Here is an 18,460-nt window from a genome sequence, read left to right on the forward strand (position 1 = left end):
GGGGAGCATCTTTCGCGCCCCGCTTGCCAAATCCGCTGAGCAGATCCTCCCCCTCTCGGAGGGGGAGGTGGCCCGAAGGGCCGGAGGGGGATCGCCGCCTCAGACCAGGGCCCGGCGGCCCAGGATGCGCAGGCCGTAGCCGGCGAAGCCCGGCAGCACGGTCTGGGAATTCGTCAGCAGCTCGAGGTCGCGCACGCCCAGGTCCAGCAGGATCTGGGCGCCGATGCCGTAGTCGCGCAGCACGTCGGCCTCCCGCGGCGCGGCGCCTTCACCGTAGCGGTTGGAGAGCCAGGCCGGGTCGGAATCGCGGATGAAGACGCCGACGGCTGCGCCGTCATGGGCCGCCAGAGCCTCCAGCGCCCGCGGCGCCAGGTCCTTGCGGCCCCCCGCCTGGCCCAGCACGTCGGCGGCGAAGTCCACGCGGTGCATGCGCACCAGGGTCGGCCGGTCCGGCTCGATGCGGCCGCGCGTCAGGACCACATGCTCGGTGCGGTCGAGGATGTTGCGGTAGACGATCATGCGGAAGCGTCCGCCATGGGCGCTTTCGAAGGGCGTCTCCAGAACCCGCTCCACCTGCCGCTCGGTGCGGCGGCGGTAGGCGATCAGGTCGGCGATGGTGCCGATCTTCAAGCCATGGGTCTGGGCGAAGGCGACCAGGTCCGGCAGGCGGGCCATGGTCCCGTCGTCCTTCATGATCTCGCAGATCACGCCGGCGGGGTTGAGGCCGGCCAGACGGGAGATGTCGACGGCCGCCTCGGTGTGGCCCGCGCGGACCAGCACGCCGCCGGCCTTGGCGACGAGCGGAAAGACGTGGCCGGGGGAGACGATGTCGTCCGGGCCCTTGGTCGGGTCCACCGCCACGGCGATGGTGTGGGCGCGGTCGTGGGCGGAGATGCCGGTGGTCACCCCTTCGCGGGCCTCGATGGAGACGGTGAAGGCGGTGCCGTGGCCCGAGGCGTTGTCCGCCGTCATCGGCGGCAGGCGCAGGGTCCGGGCCCGCTCGGCGGTGATGGACAGGCAGATCAGGCCGCGGGCGTGGCGGGCCATGAAGTTGATCTGCTCGGGCGTGGCGAACTGGGCCGGAATGATGACGTCGCCCTCGTTCTCCCGGTCCTCGGCGTCCACCAGGATGTAGGGCCGCCCGTTGCGGGCGTCCTCGATGATGTCCTCGATGGGCGAAATGGCGCCCTGGAGGGAGTCCGCGGCCGGGACGGCGACGGGGACCGGCGCATTGGCCGGGCGGGGCGGATGGGTCATTCAGATACCTTCGGTCTCGCCGGAGCTCTTGCCTGCCATGTAGGGGACCGGACGGTCCCGACCAATGGTTCAGCTCGCCGCAGTCTCCTCGAAGGCGGTCTTCAGCTCGGATTTCATGATCTTGCCGTTGGCGTTGCGCGGCAGGGTCTCGGGCCAGAAGGCCACCTTCACCGGGACCTTGAAGGCCGCCAGCCGCTCGCGGACGAAGGCGCGCAGCTCGTCCTCGGTGGCCGCGCCGCCGGGGCGCAGATGGACGACGGCGGCCGGCTCCTCGCCCAGGGTGCGGTGGGGCAGGCCGATCAGGGCCGCGTCCATCACGTCGGGATGGTCGTAGAGGACGTTCTCCACCTCGACGCAGTAGATGTTCTCGCCGCCGCGGATCAGCATGTCCTTGGCCCGGTCGACGATGAAGCAGAAGCCCTCCTCGTCCAGCCGGGCGAGATCGCCGGTGCGCACCCAGCCGTCCACGAAGGTCTCGGCCGTGGCCTCGGGCCGGTTCCAGTAGCCTTTGACGATGTTGGGGCCCTTGGCCCACAGCTCGCCCACCCGGCCGGGGGGCAGGACGGTGACCCCGTCCGCGGGATCGACGATCTTCAGCTCGCAGGGCGGCGGGGCGACGCCGCAGCTGTCGGGGCGGTGCTCGTAATCCTTGCCGATATTGGTGGTGCAGGTGGCCGAGGTCTCGGTCATGCCCCAGCCGTTGGACGGGGCCGAGCCGGGGAAGGTCTCGACGATCTTGCGCACCAGATCGGGCGCCGAGGGCGCGCCGCCATAGGCCACGGTGGTCAGCGACGAGAGATCGAAATCCTTGCGGGCCGGATGCTCGATCAGCTGCCAGGCGATGGTCGGCACGCCGCCGGTGTTGGTGACCCGCTCGCGCTCGATCAGGCCCATGGCCTCCACCGGCTCCCACTTGCGCATCAGGACCAGCTTGGCGCCCGAATTGATCGCCGGCGAGAGCGTGGCGTTGCAGCCGGTGACGTGGAACATCGGCACCACCAGCAGATAGACCCGCTGGGGCAGCTTGTGCGGATCCTGCTCGGGGACCGGCTCGCCCCGGCGCAGGAAGCCGCGGGCCGCGGCGCAGGCCGAGGCCATGATGTTGGCCGTCAGGTTGCGGTGGGTGCCCAGCGCGCCCTTCGGCCGTCCGGTCGTGCCGGAGGTGTAGAAGATGGTCGCCAGATCGTCGGGGGCGAGGTCCACATCGGGCAGGGGTTGGTCGGCCAGGGTCTTCCAGCCGTTCACCGGGCCGATGACGTCCTCCAGCCGGGCGAGGCGGTCATCGGCGGGCAGCGCACTCGCGCGGGTGACATAGATGCGGGCGAGATCGGGACAGGCGTCCAGATGGGCCAGGATCCGTTCCAGCCGCTCGTCGTCCACCAGGGCGACCTTGGCGCCGGAATCGGCCAGGCCGAACTCCAGCTCCGGCCCGGTCCACCAGGCGTTCAGAGGCGTGACCACGGCGCCGACGATGGCCGCGGCGAAGAAGGCGACGGGCCATTCGGGCAGGTTGCGCATGACCACGGCCACGCGGTCGCCCTTCTTCACCCCGTCGGCCTGCAGCCGGTGGGCGAGCGTGACGACCGCGCGGGTGAAGGCCTCGAAGCTGGCGCGGTCGTCCTCATAGACCAGGAATTCGCGCTCGCCGAAGGCGCGGCCGTTGAGCAGCACGTCGCGCAGGGTGGGCGGGGCGTTCTTCCAGACCTTGGTCGGCACGCCGTCGATCACCGCCTCGTCCAGTTCGAAGCGCTGTCCGGGCGCGGTGAGCTGAGCATGGGCCTCCGCGATGGAGACGACAGGCCAGGGCTTGGCGGCGGTTTCGGTCATGGGGGTCCTGGGTCCTCGACTTGTCTGCCCGCCGTCTTGTCGCGGCGCGTCGGACCCAGAAAGACGAGCCGGCCGTCCGAGGCAAGCCCCGGCCTGGCGTGCGGCAGCGGCCGGTCGGCCTCAGTCGACCCAGAGGTCCTGGGCTTCGCCCTTGCGGTTCAGGGCGCGGACGGCGCGCTTGACGACGGCGAGCAGGCGCTGCTTTCGCGCCTCCTCGTCATAGGTCATGGCCCCGCGGGCCAGGCCCTCCAGCAGGAACCGGCCCAGGTCGCGGCTGGTCTGGAAGCGCGGGTCGCTGCCGGCCTGGGCGAGGGCCAGGAAGCGTTCGCCGACCTGGTTGCGGTCGAAGGCGCTCTGCGCGTTGGCCAGGCGCGTGCGCAGCATGGGATCGGTGCGCGCGGCGGCCTCCAGTTCGGCGAAGGCCACGAACGGCGTCTCGTGCAGAAGCGACCAGTAGGCGTCGATGGCGTGTTCGGCGGCGTCCACCCCCGGCGCGGCCGGGGTCGAGGCGGCCTGCTCGAACAGGCGCGCGCGCTCCACCTCGATATGGGCCACCGCCGCCTCCACCAGCTCCTCGCGGCTGGAGAAGTGATAGAGCATCGCCCCGCGCGTCAGGTTGGCCGCCTCGGCGATCATGGCGTTGGTGGCCGCGTGATAGCCGATGTCGGCGAACAGGCGCATGGCCGCGTCCAGAATGCGGGCGCGGGTGCGGCGAGACTTCGGAGTCTCCTTGGCGGGATAGGTGCGGGCGTCCATCGGTGGGCGGGATGATCCGATCAAAGTTCGGCTGACATATGGCGAGCTATGCTGCGGCGCCAGTGTTGCAGTGCGGTTTCATCAAAGCGACACGCAATCAGCCTACCCGACGCACAGTTGGGGCCGTTCTGGAGGCGTCCAGTGGGTGATTTGGGAATCCGCCGTTATCGAACGGTCTTCATCTCGGACGTACATCTCGGCACCCGCGGCTGCCAGGCGGAGATGTTGCTGGATTTCATCCGGCATATCGAGTGCGACACGTTGTATCTGGTCGGCGATATAGTCGACGGCTGGAAGATGAAGAGCGGCTGGTACTGGCCGCAGGCCCATAACGACGTGGTGCAGAAGATCCTGCGCATGGCCCGGAAGGGCGTGAACGTCATCTATGTTCCCGGCAACCATGACGATCGGGTGCGCGATTTCTGCGGCATCCACTTCGGCGGGGTCGTGGTGGCGCGGGACGCGATCCACGAAGGCGCCGACGGCCGGCGCTATCTGGTGACGCACGGGGACGAGTTCGACGGCGTCGTGCAGCACGCCAAGTGGCTGGCCTTCCTGGGCGACTGGAGCTACCGCGGCCTGCTGGCGGCCAACACCCTGTTCAACCGTGTGCGGCGCCGCATGGGCTTCGGCTACTGGAGCCTGTCGGCCTATCTGAAGACGCGCGTGAAGAACGCCCTGCAGTTCATCGAGGACTTCGAGGGGGCCGTGGCCGAGGAGGCCCGTCGCCGCGGCGTGGACGGCGTCATCTGCGGCCACATCCACAAGGCCGAGATGCGCCAGATCGAGGACATCCTCTATATCAACGACGGTGACTGGGTGGAGAGCTGCACCGCCCTGGTCGAGCATATGGACGGCCGGCTGGAGATCCTGGAGTGGGCCAAGCTGCGCTCCTGGTCGGCGGTGCGCAGCCTGCCGCGGGACGCCGACGCCGAACGCCTGCCGGAGCCGGCCGCGGCCTGAGGCGTTCGGCCGCAGCCTTGCGTTGACTTGCCCCGAAACTCGTGACAGTGGGACTGTCATGAGCGAAGACGACTCCGATCTTCCCGGCGATGCGCCGGGCGACGAACCCGCCGCCAACGCCCGCGACCGCCAGAAGGCGGTCACCCGCGATCAGATCCTGCAGGCGGTGGGGCGCCGGCTGGAATCCAGCCCCATGGACGAGCTCTCCTTCGCCGACGTGGCCAAGGACGCCGGCGTGGGCGAGCGGACCGTCTACCGCCACTTCCCCACCCGCGAAGCCCTGCTCGGCGCCTTCTTCGCCTGGGCCCAGGCCAAGGCCACCGATCCCGGCCTGGCCGGACCGGCCGCCCGCGCGCCCGAACCGCCGCCCGCCGCCGCGCCGCCGGCCCGGTCGCCCGCCCAGCGCATGTGGGAGCCCGCCCAGGCGGCCGCCGACGACGTGCAGCGGCCCATGCGCATCCTGCTGGCGACCGACGCCTGGGAGCCGCAGGTCAACGGCGTGGTCCGCACCCTGACCCGCGTGGTCAAGGAGCTGCGCGAGCTGGGCCACGAGGTGGAGGTGATCCGCCCCGACCAGTTCAAGACCCTGCCCCTACCCACCTATCCCGAGATCAAGGTGGCCATCGCCGCCTACGAGCCGGTGCAGGAGCGCTTCAAGGCCTTCGAGCCGGAAGCCATCCACATCGCCACGGAAGGCCCGATCGGCCTGGCGGCGCGGCGCATCTGCGTGGAATGGAAGCTGCCCTTCACCACCAGCTACCACACCCGCTTCCCGGAATATGTCTCGGCCCGCCTGCCCGTGCCCCTGTCGGTGGGCTACACCTATATGCGCTGGTTCCACCGCCCGTCGGGACGGCTGATGGTGGCGACGCCCACCATGCGCGACGAGCTGACCCGCCACGGCTTCCGCAACATCTCGTCCTGGTCGCGCGGCGTCGATACCGAGGTCTTCCGCCCGAGGCGCGAGGACGAGAAGGACATCTTCGCCCACCTGCCCAAGCCGATCTTCCTCTATGTCGGCCGCGTCGCCGTGGAGAAGAACATCGAGGCCTTCCTGCACCTCGACCTGCCGGGCACCAAGGTGGTCGTCGGCGACGGACCGCAGAAGGACGAGCTGGCCGAGCGTTACCGCGACGCCGTCTTCACCGGCTCCAAGTTCGGCGAGGAGCTGTCGGCCCACTTCGCCTGCGCCGACGTCTTCGTCTTCCCCTCGCTCACCGACACCTTCGGCCTCGTCATTCTGGAGGCCATGGCCTCGGGCACGCCGGTGGCGGCCTATCCGGCGCCGGGGCCGATCGACATCATCCCCGGCTCGGGCGCCGGCGCCCTGGCGGCTTCGGCCACCGAGGGGCTGAAGGAGGCCTGCCTGGAGGCCCTGGCGCTCGACCGCAAGGCCGTCCGCGCCTTCGCCGAGACCTTCTCGTGGAAGGCCTGCGCCGAGGACTTCGTGCGCAATCTGCAGCCCTATCCCGAACCGGAGAAGACCCGCTTCTGGCGTCGGCTCCGCCGTCTCGCCCGCGTGCGCCGCAGGCCCAAGGCCGCCTGAGGCCTACCGGCCCTTGAACCGGCCGGGACGGCGCTCGGCGACGGCCCGCACCCCCTCGGCGAAGTCCTCGGTGGCCCGCAGGACGGTCTGTTGACCGTGCTCGTGAGCGGTGGCCGCACGCACCGCCTCGGCCAGCTTGCCGCGCAGGGTCTTGCGGGTGGCGACCACGGCGAGGGGGGCGTTCTCCGCCAGTTCGGCGGCGAGGGCGAAGGCCGACTGGCGCAGTTCCTCGCCCGGAACCAGCTCGTCCACAAGGCCCCAGGCCAGCGCCTCCTCAGCCCGCACCCGCCGGCCGGTCAGGAACATCAGGTCGGCCCGCTGCGCGCCCACCACCCGCGGCAGGGTGTGCGTCAGGCCGAAGCCCGGATGGAAGCCGAGCTTGACGAAGTTGGCCGAAAAGCGCGCATCGGGCGAGGCGACGCGGAAGTCGGCGACCAGGGCCAGGCCGAGCCCTGCGCCGACCGCGGCGCCCTGGACGGCGGCGACGATGGGCTTCTCCACCGAGAAGAGGCGGACGGCCTGGTCGTAGAGCTCGGAGACCCCGCCCATGCCCGACCCGCCGATGCCGGTCGGCGAGGCGAGGTCGGCGCCGGCGCAGAAGGGCTTGCCTTCGCTGGCGAGCACGGTGGCGCGCACGGCCGGATCGCGATCGAAGGCCAGCAGCGTGTCGGCCAGGTCGGCGACCAGCTCCACCGAGACGTGGTTGGCCGGCGGGCGGTGGAAGACCAGCGTCGCCACATGATCCTGAACGCTCACCACCAGATGGTCGGATTTGGTCATCGCCGGGTCCCCAGAAGGTTTCTCGCCACCACCCACTTATGCACTTCGGTGGGGCCGTCATAGATGCGCATGGTCCGCAGGCGCGAGGCCATGAGCTGCAGGGGCAGCTCCTTGGTCATGCCCATGGCGCCGAAGGTCTGCATGGCGTGGTCGACCACCTCCCACGCCATCTCGGTGGCGTAGGCCTTGATCATGGAGATCTCCACCCGGACGTCGCGGCCCTGGTCGAGCTTCCAGGCGCAGTCATAGGTCATCAGCCGGGCGGCGTGGATGCGGGTCGCCGCATCCGCCACCCACCACTGGATCGCCTGACGCTCCGAAAGCGGCGCGCCGAAGGTGGTTCGCTGGGGCGCGTACTCGACCATCATGTCCAGCGCCCGCTGGGCCATGCCGATGGACCAGGCGGCCATCTCGATCCGCCGGGTGCCTAAGCGGATCTGCATGGGGGCGAAGCCGGCGCCCTCCTGGCCGAGCAGCTTCCAGCCCTCGACCCGGCAGTCGTCCAGGGCCACCTCGTAGGTGTACTGCCCGCCGATCATCGGGATGCGCCGCAGGACGTTGAAGCCCGGGGCGTCGCGGTCCACCAGGAAGGCGGAGATGCCGCCGCGGGCCTTCTTCTCCGCGTCGGTCACGGCCATCAGGATGGTGAAGTCGGCGTCGGCCGCCCGGGTGATCCAGATCTTGCGGCCGTTGATGATCCAGTCGTCCCCGTCGCGCACGGCCCTGGTGGTCATGGCCGCGGGATCGGCGCCGGCGCCGGGTTCGGAGATGCCGATGGCCGAGACGGTCTCGCCGCGCACATAGGGCGCCAGGTAGGCCTCGCGCTGGCGCTCGTTCACCGTCGCCATCAGCATGCGCAGGTTCGGGCTGTCCGGCGGCAGGGTGTAGGGGACGACGGTGCGGCCCATCTCCTCGCCGACGCCGACCATGGCCACGTAGGGCAGGTCCGAGCCGCCGACGTCCTCGGGGGCATCCAGGCCCCAGAGACCGAGCGACTTGGACACCTCGTCGAGCCGGGCGTGCTCTTCGGGGGCCAGGTAGAGGCCCTTCCCCTCGGCCTCGCGAGCCAGGACGCCGGCCTCCAGCGGCGTCAGCTCGTCGCGCACGAACCGGGCGGTCAGCTCCTTGAGCATGCGATGCTCGTCGGACAGGGCGAAATCCACGGGCGCTCCCTCTGTTTCTTGCCGGTTCGTCGCTTGGCGCGGTCTCTTTCCGGCAGCATAACCGGTGAAAATCCATAAGGGAGAGCGTCCGTGGCGGAAGGCAAGCAACTGGCGAGCGAGGCGACGGGTCCCCTGGCCGGCGTTCGCATCCTCGACCTGACCAGCGTCGTCTTCGGCGCCTATGCGACCCAGATCCTGGCCGATCAGGGCGCCGACGTGATCAAGCTGGAGGATCCCGGTTCGGGCCGCGGCGACGGCGGCGACATCATGCGCTGGGCCGGCCATACGCCCGAAGGCGCGCCGCGGGACTTGGGCCCCATCTTCCTGACCATCAACCGCAACAAGCGCTCGGTCCTGGCGAACCTGCGCGATCCTGATCTGCGGCCCAGGCTCGAGGCCCTGATCGCCAGCTGCGACGTCTTCGCCGCCTCCATCCGATATGAGGGGCTCAAGCGTCTGGGCCTCGACTACGAGGCGGTGAAGGCGATCCGGCCCGACGTCATCTATGTGCACGCCGCCGGCTACGGCTCGGACGGTCCCTATGCGGGCGAGCCGGCCTATGACGACCTGATCCAGTCGGCCTCGGGCCTGGCCGACCTCCTGCCGCGGACCGACGGGAACGAGACGCCGCGCATCCTGCCGACGCTGGTGGCCGACAAGGTCTCGGGCCTCTTCATGGCCCAGGCCCTGACCGCCGCTCTGTTCCACCGCCAGAAGACCGGCGAGGGCCAGTTCGTGGAGGTGCCGATGCTGGAATGCGTGACCAGCTTCAACCTGGTCGAGAACCTCTACGACCACGCCTACGAGCCGCCGACCGGCCAGTGGACCTATCAGCGGGTGACCAATCCCAACCGCAAGCCGTTCCGCACCAAGGACGGCTATATCGGACTGCTGCCCTATACCGACCGGCAGTGGGACCAGTTCTTCGAGGTCGCCGGCTGGGGCGAGACGGTGGCCAAGGATCCGCGCTTCTCCGACTACGCCCAGCGGGCCAAGCACACCCGCGAGCTCTACGGCCTGGTCGAGGAGGTGACCGCCACGCGGACGACGGCCGAGTGGCTGGACCTGCTCAAGGGCCTGTCGATCCCGGTGCAGAAGACCAACCGCTTCGAGGACCTGGAAAGCGATCCGCACATCGAAGCCGTCGGCCTCTTCGAGCGCTACGACCACCCGCACATCGGCCCCTACAAGACCGTCCGCCCGCCGGTGCGCTTCGAGAAGACGCCGGCCAACATCCGCCGCCACCCCCCGCGCCTGGGCGAACAGACCGAGGAGGTCTTCGGCGAAGTCCAGCCGCGCACGGCGCCGGAATAGGGCTGTGCGTATCGCTGTCGTCGGAACCTCGGGCTCCGGAAAGACGACGCTCGCCGGGCGGCTGGCGCGCGCGCTCGACCTGCCGCAGATCGAGCTGGACGCCATCAATCATCAGCCCGGCTGGGTCGCCCTGAACGAAACCGACCGGCCGGAGTTCGCCCGCCGGGTCGAGGCGGCGATCGTGCAGGCCGCCTGGGTTCTGGCCGGAAACTATTCCTCCGTCCGCGACAGGGTCTGGGAGCGGGCCACGCACGTGGTCTGGCTGGATTATCCTCGCCATGTGGTCATGCGCCGGGTGATCTGGCGATCCTTCGTTCGAGCGGTCGATCGCAAGGAGCTCTGGCCCGGCACAGGCAACCGCGAGACCTTCTCGATGTGGCTCCGACGCGACCATCCCATCCGCTGGTCCTGGAACACCTACCATCGCCGCAAACGCGAATATGCCGCCCGCCTGGAGGAGCCCCGCTTCGCCCATCTCGCCCGCTCCCGGCTGACCGAGCCGAAGCAGGCCGATCTTCTGGTCGAGGAGCTGAAGCGGGTGTGGACGGGCGGGTGAGGTCCTGCGTGCGTGAGACTTGCTTTGCGCGGCAGCAGACCCCCTCAGCCGCCTTCGGCGGCAGCTCCCCCTGGAAGGGGGAGCATCTCGTCGCACAGAGCTTGCGGCGACTGCCGAGCCGATCCTCCCCCTCATCGAGGGGGAGGTGGCCCGGAGGGCCGGAGGGGGTTATCCCGCCCCCTTCACGCACAGCCAGCGCGCGCGGTGGAAGTTGGCGATGTTGTCGACCCAGCCGGTGACGCGGGGGTTCACCAGGGCCTTGTTGACCACGAAGTAGATGGGGGCGAGCGCGTCCTCCGACAGCATGAGCGCCTCGGCCTGGGCGAGCAGGCGGGCGCGGGCTTCGAGGTCGGGCTGGGCGTTGGCGGCGGCCAGCAGGGCGTCGTAGCGCGGGTTGGAATAGTCGCCGTAGTTCTGCGGACCGGTGTCGGACTTCAGCAGTTCCAGGAAGGTCAGCGGGTCGTTGTAGTCGGCGTACCAGCTCATGGCGCCGACCTCGAAGTCGCGCATGCGATAGGCGGCGAAGGCGATCTGGCCTTCGTTCTGGACCAGGGCCACGTCGACGCCGATCGCCTGCCAGTCGGCCTGGATCGCCTGGATGATCAGGGTGGTGTCGGGCGTGTTGCCGGTCTTGATCTCGATCTTGAGGGGGCGTTCGGGCGTGTAGCCGGCCTCCGCCAGCAGGCGCCGCGCGAGGTCCTGGCGGGCCTCGAATCCCATGTCCGCGAAGCTCGTGGTCGGACCGTCCTCGACATAGTTGGCCGTGCCCGGCGGCACGAAGGCGAAGGCCGGAACCTGGCCGGCGCGCAGGAGCTTCTCGGCGATGAACTCGCGGTCGATGGCCGCCGAGAGCGCCTTGCGCACCCGGGGATCGCGGAAGGCCGCCACGTCCCGGGTGTTGAAGGAGAGGTAGGAGGTGGCCAGCGAGATGTGCGTGCGCGCATAGCCCGGCATGGCCTCTTCGATGCGCGACAGCCGGTTGGACTGGAAGCCGGTGTTGATGTCGAGCTCGCCGGCGGCCACGCGGCGTTCGGCGGTCACCTGGTCGGGCGTCGGATAGTAGCGGATGCGGTCGACGCAGACCGCCTCGGCGTCCCAGAAGTGAGGGTTCTTCGCCACCTCGATGTATTCGCCCAGCCGCCAGGAGACGAGCTGGTAGGGCCCGCTGCTCACATAGGTCCCGGGCCGCACCCAGGCGTCCCCCTTCTCGGCCACCACATGCCGGGGCACGGGGAAGAAGGAGAGGTGCTTGAGCAGTTCGGGCAGGTACGGGGCGGGATGTTCGAGCGTCAGCTCCAGGGTGCGGGGGCCGAGCGCCCGGGCGCCCAGCGTCTCGGGCGCGGCCTCGCCGGCGTTCACCGCCGCCCCGTTCTTCAGAAGCGTGACGAGATAGGCGTAGATCGAGGCCGTCTCGGGCGCGAGGATGCGCCGGTAGGAGAAGACGAAGTCCTCGGCCGTGATCGGCGTCCCGTCGGACCACTTCGCCTCGCGCAGATGGAAGGTCCAGACGAGGCCGTCGGCGCTCGTCTCCCACCGTTCGGCCAGGGCCGGGATCGGCGCGCCGTCGGGCGCATCGGTGGTCAGGCCGACGTTCAGGTCGCCGATGACCTGGAACTCGTCGATCAGGTTGGATTGCTGGGGGTCGAGCGTCGCCGGCTCGGTGTTGTTGCCGAACTCCAGGCAGGTCTCGCCCGCGGGGCAGGCCGGGCGGCTCGGCCCCTCCTGGCAGGCGACAAGCGCCAGGGCGGCGAGGAGCGGGGCGAGCAGGCGCAGCGGCGAGAGGGGCAAGAGGCGGCGACTCCGGAACTTTGGCCCATAGACGCATGGCCGGCTCGGCCCTGTCGAGCGCCGGCCGGGCCGAAGGCTCGACCGCGCGCAGCGCTGTTTGAAAAAGCAGGGACACAAAGGACACGAAGGGATGCAAAGAACACGAAGAGCCGGGTCGCCCCCCTTCGTGTCCTTCGCACTCTTCGTGACCTTCGTGTCCCTCTTAGCGGCGCCTGCGGCGGCGCTTAGACCGGGCTGAAGACCGGCACGGGCGGGCCGCCCTCGGTCTCCTGGAACTTCACCTTCACCTTCTGGCCGATTTCGAGCGCGTCGAAGTCGCAGTCGACGAAGTTGGTCAGCACGGCCGGGCCCTCGGCCAGCGTCACATAGCCGATGGCGTAGGGGCCGGTGGGCGAGCGGCGCATGACCGAGAAGGTGTAGATCTCGCCCTCGCCGGGGCTTTCCTCCCACACCGTGTCCTCGGAGAAGCAGATCGGGCAGATGGCGCGGGGATACCAGTGCGCCTTGCCGCAGGCATTGCAGCGCTTGATCAGGAAGCGGCCCTCGGCGGCCGCATCCCAGAAGGGCTTGGACTCGATGGTCACCGGCGGGGCCGGGATCTTGCGCGCCTGAGCTTCGGGGGCGGTTTTGGTGTCGCTCATGGGACCTACTCCCGTTCCATGATGAGGGTGGCCGAGCCGTGGCGGGTGCCGAGCGACCCGCCCGTGCCGTGGGCGATGGCGAGGTCGCAATTGGCGACCTGGACCTTGGGGTGGGCTTCGCCGCGCAGCTGGCGGACCGCCTCGATCACCTTGGTGATGCCGCCGCGGTTGGTGGGGTGGTTGTTGCAGAGACCGCCGCCGTCCGTGTTGAAGGGCAGCTTGCCGACGCCGGAGATCAGGTTGCCGTCGGCGACGAACTTGCCGCCCTGGCCCTTCTCGCAGAAGCCCAGGTCCTCGAGCTGCATCAGCACGGTGATGGTGAAGCTGTCGTAGATCGAGGCGTACTTCATGTCGGCCGGCTTCACGCCCGCCTCCTCGAAGGCGATGGGCCCGGACCACAGGGCGCCCGAATGGGTCAGGTCCAGGTCATGGCCGCCCATGGGCCCCTTGGGGCTCTCGCCGGCGCCGAGGATCTTCACCTTGGGCCGGTTCAGGCTCCTGGCGATCTCGGGGCTGGTGACGATCAGGGCGCCGCCGCCGTCGGAGACGACGCAGCAGTCCAGGCGGTGCAGCGGGTCGGCGATCATCGGCGAGTTCAGCACGTCCTCGACCGTGACCACGTCGCGCAGCATGGCGTGCTCGTTCCACTGGGCGTGGTGGCTGGCGGCCACCTTGATCCAGGCGAGCTGCTCCGAGGTGGTGCCGTACTCGTACATGTGGCGCTTGGCGCACATCGCATAGGTGTTGTGCGTGGTGCCGCCGTAGATGTTCTCGAAGCCGGCCTCGGGCGGGCCGTCGGAGAGCTTGCCGGGACGGGCGCCCCCGCCGAAGCCGCCGAACTGGCCCTGGCGCGGACGGCCGGCCAGCGTGATCAGCGCCACCTTGCACTTGCCCTCGGCGATCGCCTGGGCCGCGTGGCCCACATGCAGGATGTAGGAGGAGCCGCCGGTCTCGGTGGAGTCCATGTGGCGGACGTTGCGCAGGCCCATATAGTCGATCATGGACATGCCGCCGAAGCCGGGCGCGTCGCCGGCGCAGAAATAGCCGTCCACGTCGTCCTTGGTGAGGCCCGCATCCTCCAAGGCGCCCTTGGCGCACTCGGCGTGGATCTGCGGGGTGGACTTGTCGGGCGCGTCGCGGAGCGGATGCTCGTAGGCGCCCATGATGTAGGCCTTGCCCTTAATGCTCATGTCCCTTCCCGGATTATGGTTTGGATGAATGCCGCCCGGCTTATCGCGCACAAGGCGGCGCTGTCATCCCGCTTCTGCTGAAGGCGGGATGAGCGGGGCTGGCGGCGCTCAGTCGACGCGCGCGGCTGGGGCCACGGCGGGCGTGGCCTGGCCGGTGTCGGGCGCCGCGCCCCGCGGCGGGGCGGGCATCAGGCTGGAGGTCCGCCAGCCGCCCCAGAGGTAGTAGCCGCCCGCGAGGACGAGGGTGATGAAGCTGCCCAGGGGGAAGCTCCACCAGACCGCGTCGGCGCCCCAGGCCGGCGTCAGCAGGTGGGCGAAGGGGATGCGCACCACCCACAGGGAGACGACCATGGCCAGCAGCGGGGCGATCACCGCGCCGGTGGCCCGCACGACGCCGGCGAAGACGAAGGCCACGCCGAACGGGATGAAGCCCCAGAGGGCGATCGCATTGATGTGCATGGCGATGGGCGCCGAGGGGCTGCCCGGCGGCAGGAAGAGCAGCAGGGCGATGGGCTCGATGGCGTAGATCAGCAGGACCGGCAGGCCGGTGAAGGCGACGGCGAAGAGCGCCCCCAGCACGGCGACGCGATCTACCCGGTCCATGCGCCCGGCGCCGACATTCTGGGCGGCCATGGAGGAGACGGCCGCGCCCAGGGCCATGGCCGGCATCTGGACGTAGGTCCAGAGCTGCAGGGCCGCGCCGTAGGCGGCCGCGGTCTGGGAGCCATAGGCGTTGACGTAGCTGATCATCACCACCGCCGCCCCGGAGACCACCAGCATGTGCATGGCCATGGGCATGCCCTTGACCAGCAGCGTCTTCAGCACGGCGAGGTCGGGCCGCATGCGCCGCCACTCCGCCGCCGACAGCACCAGCACGCTGCCCGAACGGTAGAGGTGGGCGATCATGGCGAAGAGCACGACCGTCTGGCTGATCAGGGTGGCGGCCGCCGAACCGCCGATCCCCAGCCGCGGCGCCGGTCCGAAGCCGGTGATCAGGATCGGGTTCAGGACGATGTCCAGGCCGACGGCGGCCAGCGAGAAGTAGAAGGGCGTCTTGGAATCGCCCGCCCCGCGCATGGCCATCATCACGAAGGAGAAGAAGTACATGAACGGCATGGCCGCGAAGATCACCCGCAGATAGGTGACCGCGTCGCGCCGCGCGTCGGCCGGCGTGCCCATGGCGTCGAGGACGGCGGGCGTCATCAGGAAGCCGCCGATCCCGACGCTGAGGGACAGCGCCAGGAAGAAGAGGGTGCTGGTGCCGACCACGGTCTTGGCCTTGGCCATGTCCCGGGCCCCCACGCTCTGGGCGATCATCAGGTTGGCGGCCATGCTGACGCCGAAGACCGCGCCGAGCATCAGGAAGAGGATGTTGTTGGCGTTGGAGGTGGCGGTCAGGGCCGCCGGTCCCAGGACGTGGCTGACCCAGGCGGCGTTGGCCGTGCCGTTCAGCGAGTGGAGGACGTTGGACCCGAGCACCGGCAGGGTGAAGAGGATCAGCGTCTTGCCGATCGGCCCGGAGGTCAGATCCTGCTGCGCGGCCTTGCCGCTCCGCGACGGCGATGCTTCGGGCCCGGCCGCCTCGTTCGACGCTTCCACTGCTGATCCCCGTCGTGGCGACGCATCACGCCCGCGCCAGCCCTTGGCGGGCCAAGCCTTGAGGCCAGTCTAGGAGCGCGACCGGGCGGCCACAAGCAGAGGGTGCGCCGCCGGCGGGGCCGCCGCGCGTCTTGAGCCCGCCGCATTTCGCTGTATGAGGCGTAACACGAGAGACCAGGGGACCGGAGGAGAGCCGGTCCGTCGACGAAGGTTCTTATGAAGATTCTGATCACGGGCGGCGCGGGCTTCATCGGCTCGGCCGTTGTGCGCAAGGCCGTCGCCGACGGCCACGAGGTGGTCAACCTCGACGTCCTGTCCTACTCCGCCAACCTGGAAAACGTGGCTTCGGTGGCGGGTTCGCCGGCCTACGCCTTCGAGGAGGCCGACATCTGCGACGCGCCGCGGATGGCCGAGATCTTCGCCCGCCACCAGCCCGACGCGGTCATGCACCTGGCGGCCGAAAGCCACAACGACCGGGCCATCGACGGCCCGCTGGCCTTCGTGCGCTCCAACGTCCTGGGCACGGCCGTGCTGCTGGAGGCGGCGCGGGCCTACTGGAGCGGCCTGCCGGCCGAGCGGAAGGCCGCCTTCCGCTTCCATCACGTCTCCACCGACGAGGTGTTCGGGGCGCTGGGCGAGGACGGCGCCTTCACCGAAGAGACCCCCTACGACCCCAACTCGCCCTATTCGGCCAGCAAGGCCGGCGCCGACCACCTGGTGCGCGCCTGGGGGCGGACCTACGGCTTCCCGGTGGTCATCACCAACTGCGCCAACAATTACGGTCCCTACCAGTTTCCCGAGAAGCTGATCCCCACGGTCATCGTGCGGGCCATGGAGGGCAAGACCATCCCCGTCTATGGCGACGGCCGGCAGGTGCGCGACTGGCTGCACGTGGACGACCACGCCGAGGCCCTGCTGCTGGTGCTGGCCAAGGGCCGGCTGGGCGAGACCTACTGCATCGGCGGCGACTCCGATCACCGCAATCTGGAGATCGTGAAGATCCTCTGCGCCGAACTGGACAAGGTCGCCCCGGCCAACACCCCCCATGCGGAGAAGATCACCTTCGTCGCCGACCGGCCGGGCCACGACTTCCGCTACGCCATCGACGCGGCCAAGCTGAAGGCGGAGCTGGGCTGGGCGCCCTCGACCCCGCTGGATCAGGGCCTGGCCGAGACCGTCCGCTGGTACGTGGAGAACCGTGACTGGTGGCAGACGATCCGCGAGAAGGGCTTCCATTCGGAGCGCCTGGGTCTGGCCCAGGGATGAGCCTGCGCGTCCTGCAATTCGGGGCGAGCGGCCAGCTCGCGCGCGAACTGACCCGCCAGGCGCAGGGCTGCGACCTCGCCCTGACCGTGCTGTCGCGCGGCGAGGCCGACCTCTCCGATCCCCGCGCCGCGGCCGCGGCCGTCGAGGCGCATCGGCCCGACCTCGTCATCAACGCCGCGGCCTACACCGCCGTCGACCGGGCCGAGACCGAAGCCGAGCTCGCCCAGGCGGTGAACGCCGATGCGCCGGGCGCCATGGCCCAGGCCTGCGACCATGTGGGGGCGGCCCTGGTCCACATCTCCACCGACTACGTCTTCGCAGGCGACAAGGGCGCGCCCTATCTGGAGGGCGACGCCACGGGACCGCTGAACGTCTATGGCGCGAGCAAGCTGGCCGGCGAGGCCGCCGTGCTGTCGGCGTGCGCGCGGGCCTGCGTGATCCGCACCTCCTGGGTGGTCTCCGCCCACGGCCAGAACTTCGTCAAGACCATGCGCCGGCTGGCGGCGGGCGAGGCGCCGGTGCGCGTCGTCGACGACCAGTTCGGCCGCCCCACCGCCGCCGCCGACCTGGCGGGCTTCATCCTCACGGCGGCCCCCCGCTGGGCGGCGGCCCAGGCCGGCGACCCGGTCTTCGGCCTGCTGCACTTCGCCAATGGCGGCGAGACCACCTGGCGCGGCCTCGCCCAGGCGGTCTTCGACCTGTCCCTGGGCGCCGGCGCGCGCGCCGCCGAACCCATTCCCACCTCGGCCTTCCCGCGGCCGGCCGCCCGGCCGGCGCGCGGGACGCTGGACACCGCCCGGCTGACCGAGGTCTTCGGCGTCACGCCCCGGCCCTGGCGCGAGGCGCTGGCCGACATCATCGCGGAACTGTCCGCAGAAGAGGTCCACGCATGAGGCGCGGCATCATCCTGGCCGGCGGGTCCGGCACCCGGCTGCACCCGCTGACGCTGGCGGTCTCCAAGCAGCTCCTGCCCATCTACGACAAGCCGATGATCTACTATCCGCTGTCGGTCCTGCTGCTGGCCGGCGTGCGCGAGATCCTGATCATCACCACCCCGGAGGACCAGGCCGGCTTCAAGCGCCTGCTGGGCGACGGCTCGCAGCTCGGGGTGCGGTTCGAATATGTCGTCCAGCCCCGGCCGGAGGGCCTGGCCCAGGCCTATCTGCTGGGCGAGGATTTCGTGGCCGGCGAGCCCAGCATCATGGTGCTGGGCGACAACATCTTCTTCGGCCAGAACTTCTCGCAGATGCTGCGCTCGGCCGACCAGCGGACCGAAGGCGCCACCGTCTTCGGCTATCCGGTCAACGACCCGGAACGCTATGGCGTGGTCGAGCTGGGCGAGGGCGGCAAGGTGCTCGGCATCGAGGAGAAGCCCGCCGAGCCCAAGTCCAACTTCGCCGTCACCGGGCTCTACTTCTATGACGGCAAGGCCAGCGAATACGCCAAGACGCTGAAGCCCTCCCATCGCGGCGAGCTGGAGATCACCGCGCTGAACGAGGTCTATCTCGAGGCCGGCCAGCTCCATGTCGAGCTGCTGGGCCGCGGCTTCGCCTGGCTCGACACCGGCACCCACGACAGCCTGATCCAGGCGGGCGAGCTGATCCGCACGCTCGAGCTGCGCCAGGGCCTGCGCATCGGCTGCATCGAGGAAGTGGCCTATTCCAAGGGCTTCATCGACCGCGAGCAGCTGGCCGACCTCGGCCGGTCCCAGGCCAAGGGCGAATACGGCCAGTACCTGATCCGCCTGGCCGAGCGCCTGGCGCCCGGGGCCGAGCCGGCGGAATAGGCGGAGGCGCGGCTCGCCTCCCCCGGCG

Annotated in this window: 16 protein-coding genes and 1 pseudogene; 8 read left to right on the forward strand and 9 right to left on the reverse strand. The window is 70.0% G+C overall.

Annotated features, from left to right (window positions below; genetic code table 11):
* Positions 1 to 99: 99 nt before the first annotated feature.
* The 3 genes from ribB to H2041_RS16655 form a co-directional block, all read right to left on the reverse strand.
* Positions 100 to 1,257: a 3,4-dihydroxy-2-butanone-4-phosphate synthase gene (gene ribB, locus H2041_RS16645; protein WP_293414624.1), complete on the reverse strand. Its 1,158-nt coding sequence runs from the start codon at positions 1,255 to 1,257 to the stop codon at positions 100 to 102.
* A gap of 69 nt (positions 1,258 to 1,326) precedes the next feature.
* Positions 1,327 to 3,084: a class I adenylate-forming enzyme family protein gene (locus H2041_RS16650; protein ID WP_293414626.1), complete on the reverse strand. Its 1,758-nt coding sequence runs from the start codon at positions 3,082 to 3,084 to the stop codon at positions 1,327 to 1,329.
* Positions 3,085 to 3,204: 120 nt separating this feature from the next.
* The gene (locus H2041_RS16655; protein ID WP_293414628.1) at positions 3,205 to 3,840 is read right to left on the reverse strand and encodes a TetR/AcrR family transcriptional regulator; all 636 of its coding nucleotides are present in this window, start codon (positions 3,838 to 3,840) and stop codon (positions 3,205 to 3,207) included.
* A gap of 141 nt (positions 3,841 to 3,981) precedes the next feature.
* Between H2041_RS16655 and H2041_RS16660 the strand changes: the two genes are divergently transcribed.
* The 3 genes and pseudogenes from H2041_RS16660 to H2041_RS16670 all read left to right on the forward strand — a co-directional run bounded on the left by H2041_RS16660 (position 3,982) and on the right by H2041_RS16670 (position 6,349).
* Complete coding sequence (locus H2041_RS16660) at positions 3,982 to 4,803, forward strand: UDP-2,3-diacylglucosamine diphosphatase (RefSeq protein ID WP_293414630.1); 822 nt, start codon at positions 3,982 to 3,984, stop codon at positions 4,801 to 4,803.
* Between the two features lie 193 nt (positions 4,804 to 4,996).
* Positions 4,997 to 5,083: pseudogene (locus H2041_RS16665) on the forward strand (TetR family transcriptional regulator); the annotation flags it as partial.
* Positions 5,084 to 5,254: 171 nt separating this feature from the next.
* Complete coding sequence (locus H2041_RS16670) at positions 5,255 to 6,349, forward strand: glycosyltransferase family 1 protein (RefSeq protein ID WP_293414696.1); 1,095 nt, start codon at positions 5,255 to 5,257, stop codon at positions 6,347 to 6,349.
* A 3-nt stretch (positions 6,350 to 6,352) separates the two neighbouring features.
* On the opposite strand, the gene H2041_RS16675 is transcribed toward H2041_RS16670, so the two are convergent.
* On the reverse strand, positions 6,353 to 7,129 hold the full coding sequence (locus H2041_RS16675) for an enoyl-CoA hydratase/isomerase family protein (protein WP_293414632.1): 777 nt from the start codon (positions 7,127 to 7,129) through the stop codon (positions 6,353 to 6,355).
* Entirely contained in the window at positions 7,126 to 8,292 is a 1,167-nt protein-coding gene (locus tag H2041_RS16680; RefSeq protein WP_293414634.1) for an acyl-CoA dehydrogenase family protein, read from the reverse strand. The genes H2041_RS16675 and H2041_RS16680 overlap by 4 nt, the downstream gene beginning before the upstream one ends.
* A 90-nt stretch (positions 8,293 to 8,382) precedes the next feature.
* Here H2041_RS16680 and H2041_RS16685 point away from each other — a divergent pair, with 90 nt between their 5' ends.
* Both H2041_RS16685 and H2041_RS16690 read left to right on the forward strand, forming a co-directional pair.
* A complete protein-coding gene (locus H2041_RS16685) occupies positions 8,383 to 9,606 on the forward strand; it encodes a CoA transferase (RefSeq protein ID WP_293414636.1) in 1,224 nt (407 codons plus the stop codon).
* Between the two features lie 4 nt (positions 9,607 to 9,610).
* Complete coding sequence (locus H2041_RS16690) at positions 9,611 to 10,162, forward strand: NACHT domain-containing protein (RefSeq protein WP_293414638.1); 552 nt, start codon at positions 9,611 to 9,613, stop codon at positions 10,160 to 10,162.
* A gap of 168 nt (positions 10,163 to 10,330) precedes the next feature.
* On the opposite strand, the gene H2041_RS16695 is transcribed toward H2041_RS16690, so the two are convergent.
* The 4 genes from H2041_RS16695 to H2041_RS16710 form a co-directional block, all read right to left on the reverse strand.
* Positions 10,331 to 11,950 (reverse strand): peptide ABC transporter substrate-binding protein, encoded by a 1,620-nt coding sequence (locus tag H2041_RS16695; RefSeq protein WP_293414640.1) that lies wholly within the window; start codon positions 11,948 to 11,950, stop codon positions 10,331 to 10,333.
* Between the two features lie 224 nt (positions 11,951 to 12,174).
* Positions 12,175 to 12,591 (reverse strand): Zn-ribbon domain-containing OB-fold protein, encoded by a 417-nt coding sequence (locus H2041_RS16700; RefSeq protein WP_293414642.1) that lies wholly within the window; start codon positions 12,589 to 12,591, stop codon positions 12,175 to 12,177.
* A gap of 5 nt (positions 12,592 to 12,596) precedes the next feature.
* Positions 12,597 to 13,781, reverse strand: coding sequence for a thiolase domain-containing protein (locus tag H2041_RS16705; RefSeq protein WP_293414644.1), 1,185 nt, complete (start codon positions 13,779 to 13,781; stop codon positions 12,597 to 12,599).
* 108 nt (positions 13,782 to 13,889) lie between these two features.
* The gene (locus H2041_RS16710; RefSeq protein WP_293414646.1) at positions 13,890 to 15,380 is read right to left on the reverse strand and encodes an MATE family efflux transporter; all 1,491 of its coding nucleotides are present in this window, start codon (positions 15,378 to 15,380) and stop codon (positions 13,890 to 13,892) included.
* Between the two features lie 216 nt (positions 15,381 to 15,596).
* On the opposite strand from H2041_RS16710, the gene rfbB reads away from it, so the two are divergent.
* Genes rfbB through rfbA form a run of 3 tightly spaced genes read left to right on the forward strand, consistent with a single transcriptional unit; the run spans position 15,597 to position 18,432 of the window.
* Positions 15,597 to 16,646 (forward strand): dTDP-glucose 4,6-dehydratase, encoded by a 1,050-nt coding sequence (rfbB, locus tag H2041_RS16715; RefSeq protein WP_293414648.1) that lies wholly within the window; start codon positions 15,597 to 15,599, stop codon positions 16,644 to 16,646.
* On the forward strand, positions 16,643 to 17,539 hold the full coding sequence (gene rfbD, locus H2041_RS16720; protein ID WP_293414650.1) for a dTDP-4-dehydrorhamnose reductase: 897 nt from the start codon (positions 16,643 to 16,645) through the stop codon (positions 17,537 to 17,539). The genes rfbB and rfbD overlap by 4 nt, the downstream gene beginning before the upstream one ends.
* Positions 17,536 to 18,432: a glucose-1-phosphate thymidylyltransferase RfbA gene (gene rfbA / locus H2041_RS16725; protein ID WP_293414652.1), complete on the forward strand. Its 897-nt coding sequence runs from the start codon at positions 17,536 to 17,538 to the stop codon at positions 18,430 to 18,432. Before rfbD ends, rfbA begins: the two co-directional genes overlap by 4 nt.
* The last annotated feature ends 28 nt before the right edge of the window (positions 18,433 to 18,460 follow it).

The sequence above is a fragment of the Phenylobacterium sp. genome (genome assembly GCF_013911965.1).
GTDB lineage: Bacteria > Pseudomonadota > Alphaproteobacteria > Caulobacterales > Caulobacteraceae > Phenylobacterium.

Coding starts and splice junctions, on each gene's coding strand:
- H2041_RS16700 (WP_293414642.1), bottom strand. CDS start 12,591: ATGAGCGACACCAAAACCGCCCCCGAAGCTCAGGCGCGCAAGATCCCG.
- rfbB (WP_293414648.1), top strand. CDS start 15,597: ATGAAGATTCTGATCACGGGCGGCGCGGGCTTCATCGGCTCGGCCGTT.
- H2041_RS16675 (WP_293414632.1), bottom strand. CDS start 7,129: ATGACCAAATCCGACCATCTGGTGGTGAGCGTTCAGGATCATGTGGCG.
- ribB (WP_293414624.1), bottom strand. CDS start 1,257: ATGACCCATCCGCCCCGCCCGGCCAATGCGCCGGTCCCCGTCGCCGTC.
- H2041_RS16670 (WP_293414696.1), top strand. CDS start 5,255: ATGCGCATCCTGCTGGCGACCGACGCCTGGGAGCCGCAGGTCAACGGC.
- rfbA (WP_293414652.1), top strand. CDS start 17,536: ATGAGGCGCGGCATCATCCTGGCCGGCGGGTCCGGCACCCGGCTGCAC.
- H2041_RS16650 (WP_293414626.1), bottom strand. CDS start 3,084: ATGACCGAAACCGCCGCCAAGCCCTGGCCTGTCGTCTCCATCGCGGAG.
- H2041_RS16655 (WP_293414628.1), bottom strand. CDS start 3,840: ATGGACGCCCGCACCTATCCCGCCAAGGAGACTCCGAAGTCTCGCCGC.
- H2041_RS16705 (WP_293414644.1), bottom strand. CDS start 13,781: ATGAGCATTAAGGGCAAGGCCTACATCATGGGCGCCTACGAGCATCCG.
- rfbD (WP_293414650.1), top strand. CDS start 16,643: ATGAGCCTGCGCGTCCTGCAATTCGGGGCGAGCGGCCAGCTCGCGCGC.